This is a genomic window from Hominimerdicola alba (assembly GCF_900112155.1).
Taxonomy (GTDB): domain Bacteria; phylum Bacillota; class Clostridia; order Oscillospirales; family Ruminococcaceae; genus Hominimerdicola; species Hominimerdicola alba_D.
On the sequence record NZ_FOKQ01000003.1, the window covers coordinates 198,078 to 205,706 of the forward strand.

At 46.7% G+C, this 7,629-nt stretch carries 10 protein-coding genes and 1 other annotated feature; all 10 genes read right to left on the bottom strand.

What is annotated here, in order from left to right; all coding sequences use genetic code 11:
- Positions 1-29: 29 nt before the first annotated feature.
- The 10 genes from BM265_RS03080 to BM265_RS03125 all read right to left on the bottom strand — a co-directional run bounded on the left by BM265_RS03080 (position 30) and on the right by BM265_RS03125 (position 6,834).
- Positions 30-383, bottom strand: coding sequence for an Asp23/Gls24 family envelope stress response protein (locus BM265_RS03080; protein ID WP_074960001.1), 354 nt, complete (start codon positions 381-383; stop codon positions 30-32).
- A gap of 352 nt (positions 384-735) precedes the next feature.
- Complete coding sequence (locus tag BM265_RS03085; protein WP_074960002.1) at positions 736-1,281, bottom strand: SpoIIIAH-like family protein; 546 nt, start codon at positions 1,279-1,281, stop codon at positions 736-738.
- Positions 1,282-1,302: 21 nt separating this feature from the next.
- Positions 1,303-1,833, bottom strand: a complete 531-nt coding sequence (locus BM265_RS03090) for a stage III sporulation protein AG (RefSeq protein WP_242940755.1) — start codon at positions 1,831-1,833, stop codon at positions 1,303-1,305.
- On the bottom strand, positions 1,823-2,329 hold the full coding sequence (locus BM265_RS03095) for a stage III sporulation protein AF (protein WP_074960004.1): 507 nt from the start codon (positions 2,327-2,329) through the stop codon (positions 1,823-1,825). The genes BM265_RS03090 and BM265_RS03095 overlap by 11 nt, the downstream gene beginning before the upstream one ends.
- A 4-nt stretch (positions 2,330-2,333) precedes the next feature.
- Entirely contained in the window at positions 2,334-3,452 is a 1,119-nt protein-coding gene (locus BM265_RS03100) for a stage III sporulation protein AE (RefSeq protein ID WP_074960005.1), read from the bottom strand.
- 8 nt (positions 3,453-3,460) lie between these two features.
- A complete protein-coding gene (locus BM265_RS03105; RefSeq protein ID WP_074960006.1) occupies positions 3,461-3,847 on the bottom strand; it encodes a SpoIIIAC/SpoIIIAD family protein in 387 nt (128 codons plus the stop codon).
- The gene (gene spoIIIAC / locus BM265_RS03110; RefSeq protein ID WP_074960007.1) at positions 3,847-4,044 is read right to left on the bottom strand and encodes a stage III sporulation protein AC; all 198 of its coding nucleotides are present in this window, start codon (positions 4,042-4,044) and stop codon (positions 3,847-3,849) included. The genes BM265_RS03105 and spoIIIAC overlap by 1 nt, the downstream gene beginning before the upstream one ends.
- A 9-nt stretch (positions 4,045-4,053) precedes the next feature.
- Entirely contained in the window at positions 4,054-4,527 is a 474-nt protein-coding gene (locus tag BM265_RS03115; RefSeq protein ID WP_074960008.1) for a stage III sporulation protein AB, read from the bottom strand.
- On the bottom strand, positions 4,515-5,411 hold the full coding sequence (locus tag BM265_RS03120; RefSeq protein ID WP_074960009.1) for a stage III sporulation protein AA: 897 nt from the start codon (positions 5,409-5,411) through the stop codon (positions 4,515-4,517). The genes BM265_RS03115 and BM265_RS03120 overlap by 13 nt, the downstream gene beginning before the upstream one ends.
- Before the next feature lie 103 nt (positions 5,412-5,514).
- A complete protein-coding gene (locus BM265_RS03125; RefSeq protein ID WP_074960010.1) occupies positions 5,515-6,834 on the bottom strand; it encodes an AI-2E family transporter in 1,320 nt (439 codons plus the stop codon).
- A 188-nt stretch (positions 6,835-7,022) separates the two neighbouring features.
- Positions 7,023-7,282, top strand: a binding site (T-box leader).
- The last annotated feature ends 347 nt before the right edge of the window (positions 7,283-7,629 follow it).

A 7,629-nucleotide genomic window follows, 5' to 3' on the forward strand; every position in this document is an offset into this window, starting at 1 on the left:
AATTATTCTGATACATTACTACAGAGGTATCAGTCCTCACTGAAATGAACGCCGCAGATCGTTACGTTTACCTTGGCAACGGTGAGCCCGAGCATTGTCTGCACAGCACTCTTGACCTGCTCCTGTATCATTTCGGCAGCGGTTATCGCATTGGTGCCGTTGTTGAGAATGACACCTATGGAAACGGAAAGAACGTCATCAACGAGTCCTATCCTTATATTACCCACACTCTCCTGTCTGAGCCAGATCTGTCTGGGGGTCTTCATGACGGGTGCTACGCCGTATACTCCTTCGACCTCAGCCATGGAGTTGGTGATTATCTGTGCGATAACGTCCTGATTTATATGGAGACTTTTCTCGACTTTGTTGGTGTTTTCTGACATAATGATACCTCCCGTAAAATATTCAGCGGGACATGAGCCCCGTTATTTGTATACTTGAAAGTATTATAACATATTTTTCTGCAAAAGTAAAGACACCACGCGCATTTTTTCGCATAACTGCTGTACCGAAATCATGCGGCCGCATAATTTTGCAGACCGATGAACAGTTTTATGCGAGCTTTATATCAAACTAAACGCATAAAACCGCCCACACACCGCACCGCAGGATACCCACATCATGCGGTCGCATAAATTGGTAAACCGTCGCATACGTTTATATACCAAAATGCACGCACAAAACCGCCCGCACTCCAAAAGCTACGTCGGGGCACGGGCGGATATTTCATTTATTTCATGCAACATCGAAAATGCGGATATTTTCGGTTGGTACAGATACCTCGCTGAGCAGGATATCCTTTATCTGGGCGGCTTCACTGGCTATAAGACCCTCTGAGCCTGCCTTTACCACGATGTTTGCGTTATCGCCGTCAAGGTAGCAGACACAGTCAGTAAATCCTGCCGCCTTGACAAGCGATTCTATCTTGCTTTCGGATTCCATCAGACCTGTCATGGCGGCGGCTTCTTCGGCAGCTACCTCTTTTTCTTCTTCTGTGGCATCACCGCCGTTGATTATTGTCTTGAGTGTCTCCTTAGCTTCGTCACGGGCGTTCATTCTATCTATCCTCGCCTGTGCGAAATAGTCAGTGGTATTCTTGTCAAGGCTGACAAGCTCGGCTTCACCGTAATCGGCGCTGTGCTTTTCTATCTTGTCTGTAGTCTTTATCTCGCCACCCGATGAAGTTACTGCATAATTCGCGTAGACCGCTATGCCCATCATCAGGGTCATTCCCGCAAGGACTATCTGCTTTTTGCCTATAACAAAACTTGGCTTTTTCATTGCTATGTACCTCTTTTCCGTTTATCTGACTTTTGCTTCAACACAAACCCTTGTAGACGAGATGTTCAGGGCGGTCGAAACTGCTTTCTGCACACGTTCATTTACGCTTATGTCCCCTCCTCCTTCACATACGATGACAACTCCGCCTATCTGCGGGTCAATGACCTTTCTTATCAGCGGCTGTCTTGTCCCGCCGTTTTCGGTGATGACGATATCCTCGTCCAGCTTTTCGCTTCGGCGGTCGTTGTTATCCTCGGTAAATCGGCTGATATTCTCGGCATAGATGTACTCGGTACTGCTCTCTAATGATATCATGACCTCGCACTCCCCTACGCCCTCAATCTGTTCGAGAAGTTCTTTCAGTTCACTTTCGGTGCGATTTCTGAAATCGCCACTGTCAGCGGAGCATATCTGCGAGTCTGCTTTTGCTTTTTCCGTCTTAACCTTGCTATCGGGTACAAGTTCGGAAAGCATGATCATCAGAATTCCCGCCGCCCCCAGTACCACCGCGATTTTCAGCCTGTTGGGGCTTTTTCTAAACCTATCCGCCAACTGTTGAATCAGCTTTTTCATCTTCCGCCTTTCCTATAATTATCTCCGCCTCGCCAACCTCTGCAGAAATAAGACGTTGAACTTCTTCTGCTTTGGTTTCATCAGTCAGAATGACTTCCACTGCGGTTATCTCAACTTCGTTATCCTCGGTAAGAGCCAGCTTTGTGCTGACTTTCGCTTTGCTGATATCATTCTTATTCAGCAGGTCGGTGAAATATTCATCACAGCGTGACTTCGCTTCATCTAGAAATATCCCGGTAACATCGGCTTGGGTGTAAGATTTTTCAAGCTCTATCTCAGAAGAGATATCCACCTCTTTCAGAGAAAGCTTGAATCCCGACGAAGCAAATGGCGAGATCACGGCAAGCAAAGTCATCAGCCCCAAAAGTGACATTAGGTGTTTTTTCATTCCGCCTGATGGCGCCAGCATATCGGTGATAGCGGTTATTATGCCCATGAAACAGGCTATGGTTATGGCGTTTTTTATCGCGTTCATTTCATCACCCCATAGTCATAAACGACATCACCGCAGCTGTGGCGATGATAAACGCCGAGGTTATGGCAATAAGGATACTCCCGCCCACTGCCATTACATTATCCATAGTTTTCAGAAGTTCGGCTGTGGGTCTGAGACCAAGAAATTCGTTGGCTATCCTGCCAGCCCACAGGGTAAGCCGCATTGACAGCAGAAGAAGAAACGGTCGCAGGGCTATTAGAAATATGGCTGTCATGCCAAATCCTCCCACCGCAGCCCTGATGACACCTACTCCGCTTTTGACGGCAAGATAAGCGTCCGAGACAGAACTGCCTATAACGGGTATAAAGCTTGAAGCTGTAAAGCGTATGGTCTTGGCGGCTACGGAATCCGCCGCAGAACAGGTAACGCCCTGTATGGTGAGAAGTCCAACAAAAACAAGCATCAGCGCCGCAAGAAGCCATGTGGTAAGCCTGCGGATAGCATCTGCCGCACCTGAAAGTTTCACATGGGTGTTCAGGGCTGATACAACAGCTATCGCCATAAAAAGGCTCATGAATGGTACCAGCACACCCGATGCCACAAACTCGGCAGCTTCGCACAAAAGCACAGTTGACGAACTGTATGCGCCCGCAGTCATTGGGTTGCCACTTGATGCGGACACAGCCGAAAACACCGGTATGTAAGTCAGCATGAACCTGTTTATGCAGGATATGGAATCCTGCAAAGCAGAATAACTTGATGATAAAGTATCAGCCATGACTGTTATCACAGCTATAACGGATATGCTGCCGTAAGTTGAGCTTAATTCACGATTTTCGGGAGTCAGAAAAGTCACGGCGGAATAAAGCAATGACACCGCAAGTATCCTGCCAAGCATCACAACGGGAGAACAAAGCACTTCACGAAAACGACCCCACAGCCATCCGAAAAATCCCCGCATATCTAGCTTTGCGGCATCTGAGGGAGTAACTCCAAGCTCGTCCATATCCTTGGCTGTGTCTTCATCAATGGCGCGGCTGAGTTCGGTATCTATCTGATTTTTCAAGCGTTCAATTCCGTTTTCGGCAGATGATGCATTTGCGTGTATACACAATATGAACATAATCATCACCACAGCAATTGCAGTTATTATCCTTTTCATGTACGACCTCACATCAGTAAAGTTTTGACTATCCCTATCAAAGACTCCAGCATCGGCAGTGCGATAAGAAGCAATGCTGTCTTGCCTGCAAGAACTGTCTGCTCGGCAAGAGTTGATTCTCCGCTGTCACGGCAGATGCCAGATGCAAAGCTCGTTATATAGCATATACCGAGACCTTTCAGAAGTATGCGCATATACTCAGGGTCTGTGCCACCCTGTACGAAAAAAAGCGACCGCATCTGGGCTATAATTCCGCTCATGGAAGCCGCTGCTTTCAGAAATATCACAGCAGATGCGGCAAGGGTCAGCACAAGGGCGATACTGCGATCATTATTGACGGTCTTGCACATCACAGCCGACACCACTGCGAAGGCGCATATTATAACAATATTCATCAGCTCAATCCAAAGATGTTTTTGATCGTATCAAACAGCTCCCCTATCTTGCTGACCACCATCATCAGCACAACAACAAGCCCCGCAAGAGTGGTCATCATCGCCTGTTCGTCACGCTCGGCGCGTTTCAGCAGCTGGTTCAGCACCGCCACGATTATACCTACGGCGGCTATTTTGAATATGAGATCTATTTCCATGATTTTCACCTATAAAAGCAGAAGAGCAGCTGTAAGTCCTGCGGATATGCCCGCCGCCCTGTAGATCCTAGTGTATTTTTCTTTTGCGGCACGTGCCTTTTCCAGCCCGGCACTTACTTCCGCTATGAACAGAGCATTTTGAGCAAGCTGTCCATCTAAATCCGTATGACCGAAACGGGCGATAAGGTCGGCAAAGGGTTCGCAGAGTTCCAGACCGCTTGACCTTATGCGTGATGATACGCATTCGGTGATATTAACATCGTCAGATGCAAAGAGAGAGGTGTAGCTTCCCTTTTCTGCGGATATGCGTTCAAATATCCCCGCGGTATCAAGGCGGCATGAGGTCAGACAGATATCTATCTGCGACATTATTTCGCTTAGTTCACGGAGCTCGTCCTCGCGCTTTTTCAGGCGATATACTGCGTTTTCACCTGCCGCCGCACCCGATGCTGTCAGCAACAGACAGCCTATCACGCCAAGCACAGAAGCTCACCTGCTGTTCGTATATCTTTCACAGCACGGTCTTTCAGCAGCATCACTGTGTCGAAAACGCCCTCTTCCAGGACTTTTGAGATATTCGGTTTGTATGACAGTTCCGATAGACTGCCGCAGTGACAGGTGGCTATAAGCGCAACTCCCGAATCACAGGCGTATTCTAGGGAAGATATGTCATCAGCCGAGCCTATCTCATCGCAGATAAGCACCTGTGGGGACATTACACGTACAGCCATTTCTATGGCGGTTTTTCGTGGGTAACGGTCGAAGATATCCGTCATGATACCAACATCATTTGTTGGAATACCTGATACCGTGGCAGCAAGTTCACTGCGCTCATCTATGATGGCAGTCCTGTATATGCCACCGCATAGTCTGGCAAGATCTCGCAGGAAAGTTGTTTTGCCGGATGAGGGTTCGCCCGCGATAAGCAGTGATATGGGGTGTACCGTCATTAATCGGCGGAATATATCCTCGGCACAGCCTGTCACTTCCCTCGGAATACGGATATTCAGCGAGGAGATATCTCTGACATTAACAACTTTGCCGCCCTCTTCCGCGGCGGTACCTGAAATACCCACTCGCATACCACCGCACCATGCCGCATAGCCCTCGCATAGCTGTGCAGTACTGCTGTGCATGGAATATCTGAAAGCTCTTGCGGCGATGAGTTCAATGTCTTTCGGGGTTACTTTGATCTCAAGATTCGGAATAATAGTAGCGTCTGTTAAGGTAAGAGCAAGGGGTCTGCCTGTGCGCAGACGTATCTCACAGACTTTTTTGGTAATATCCCAAGGAAGTTTTTCAAGCATCTCAGCAAGATCAGTCGGCAGAAGTTTCAAAGCATTTTCAAGACCTGAATTTTGATGCATATCATCACTCCTTTGCTTGTCCATGGTAAATAGATATGCTAGGGGTGAGGAGGATATGCACAAAAAAATCACCGCTGTCATTTATCGACAACGGCGATGTTTTTTATTTTTCTGCGATGGCTTCGGCAATTTCCTCTTCAACGGATTTTACTTCGTTTACCTCGTCTATCGAGGGGATATCGAGAGCCAAAAGTTCCTCAGCGGTAAGAGGTGTGCGCTCGGGGGGCTTTTTATAGAGATGCTGGACATCGTCCATATAATATTCGGTGCTGGTGGGAAGCTTCTTCTTGCGGAGTTTTTCCTCTACCGAACCTCTTATGAAGCTGTACAGCAGAGCTGTGGTGGGAACTGCAAGTACCATTCCGCCGAAACCGAAAAGTCCGCCGAAAAGGAACAGGGATATGAGTACCCAGAAACCGGGAAGTCCTGTGGAATCACCGAGTATCTTGGGTCCCAGGATATTGCCGTCAAACTGCTGTAGCACTACTACGAACACGATGAAGATGATACACTTTTTCGGCTCGATAAGGAGTATCAGCAGACCTGTGGGAACTGCACCTATCAGGGGTCCGAAGAATGGTATGATGTTGGTCACGCCTATTATAACGCTTATCATGGTGGCGTAGGGCATACTCATTACGGTGAGAACGATGAAACATATCAGACCGATTATGATGGAGTCGATTATCTTGCCTGTGATGAAGCCCGAAAATACGGTGTTTGCCTGCTCGCAGCCTGCCATGATCTTTTCGCAGGTGCGCTTTTTGGTGAAGGCTATAATTATCTTCTTGAACTGTGCCAGAAGTTTTTCCTTGCTGCAAAGCATATAGACAGATACTATAAGACCCAGCAGGAAGTTCTTGACTACTGTAACAATGCCCCATGCGCCGGAAAGGATATTTTCAAGCATAGGTTTAAGTTTGTCGTATATCGTGCCCACATCGGTATTGAAATCTGACAGCCAGTTTGTAGCCGCCTGTTCAAGGGCGGGATAGTTTCGGAATACCTTGTTTATCCATTTCTGGACACTCTCGGCTATGGAGCCTGCATTATCAAAGATCTCAATAACAGATTTTATAAGTTCGGGGACTACTATCGCCACGATACCCGTCACTATACCAAGGAAAAGCAGCTCGGTTATGATGACCGACAGCGTCTTTATGAATCCGGCTGACTTCTTTTTCTTTTCCTCCGACTTGTAGAATCTTTCTATAAGACGGCTTGTCCGCACCATTAGCGGGTTAGTGAGGAAAGCGATCACCAATCCCCATGTCACAGGCTGCATTACATCAAAAAAATTATAGATGCTTTTCAGGATCTCATTGATATTATCCAGCGCCAGCACCAGCAGCACATTGACGGCGATAACTACAGCCGCATACACCGCTATGGTCTGGTACTTTTTATTTGCATATATCTTCATGGTCTGTCCTTTCTTCGATAAAAAATACTGTTATATATTATAACTCATTTTCAGAAGATTTGCAAGTGATTTACGAATTTTTCCGACCGCATAGGCTCGTTTACAAAAAGTTAACATTGCATTTTTTGGAAAACCTCTTGACAAATGGCAAAAAAAGTAATATAATGCAAAACAGAAAATCTGATATACGAAATCCTGTGAGCAAAAGTAAGTAACTGTTTGAGGGAGTTTCAGAGAGCTGTCGTTTGGTGCGAGACAGTACGAGGGCATACAGTGAATGGATTTGTGAGGAGCGGAGCGAAAGTTTTTACGAGTATCTCCTGCCGTGTTCCCTACGTTAGTGCGGAGGGGTATTGATCTCTAGGTCATTCCGAAGAGTGCGTACCTTGTGAGCCGACAATATTCTTGTCGGGAAAATGGGTGGCACCACGGTTCTATCGTCCCATGACTGAAGTCATGTGTGATGATGGGGCTTTTTTTATTGCCATTTTTGCTTTGGGATATCAAACAATGGAGCTTCCTGTAACCAAACAAATCAAGGGGTTGCAAAAAAGAACACCTCAGTGTAGAATGTAAATACTGACGATGCGAAAGTTAGTAATACAAACTACAGAAAGGTGTCCTCTATATGTATTATACACAAAATGAAAAGATTTTGCAAGTAGGAGAAGAAAAAATAATTGTCGGGATCGATGTAGGCAGCGAAAAGCACTATGCCAGAGCATTTGACTGGAGAGGGATGGAGTATTCAAAGAAGGCCTATGTGTTCACAAATGACGCAGAAGGATTCGCAGG

Excerpts from the sequence above, each read along its gene's own strand:
- BM265_RS03125 (WP_074960010.1), bottom strand. The coding sequence starts at position 6,834 with ATGAAGATATATGCAAATAAAAAGTACCAGACCATAGCGGTGTATGCG.
- spoIIIAC (WP_074960007.1), bottom strand. The coding sequence starts at position 4,044 with ATGGAAATAGATCTCATATTCAAAATAGCCGCCGTAGGTATAATCGTG.
- BM265_RS03080 (WP_074960001.1), bottom strand. The coding sequence starts at position 383 with ATGTCAGAAAACACCAACAAAGTCGAGAAAAGTCTCCATATAAATCAG.
- BM265_RS03105 (WP_074960006.1), bottom strand. The coding sequence starts at position 3,847 with ATGAATATTGTTATAATATGCGCCTTCGCAGTGGTGTCGGCTGTGATG.
- BM265_RS03095 (WP_074960004.1), bottom strand. The coding sequence starts at position 2,329 with ATGAACGCGATAAAAAACGCCATAACCATAGCCTGTTTCATGGGCATA.
- BM265_RS03085 (WP_074960002.1), bottom strand. The coding sequence starts at position 1,281 with ATGAAAAAGCCAAGTTTTGTTATAGGCAAAAAGCAGATAGTCCTTGCG.
- BM265_RS03100 (WP_074960005.1), bottom strand. The coding sequence starts at position 3,452 with ATGAAAAGGATAATAACTGCAATTGCTGTGGTGATGATTATGTTCATA.
- BM265_RS03120 (WP_074960009.1), bottom strand. The coding sequence starts at position 5,411 with ATGCATCAAAATTCAGGTCTTGAAAATGCTTTGAAACTTCTGCCGACT.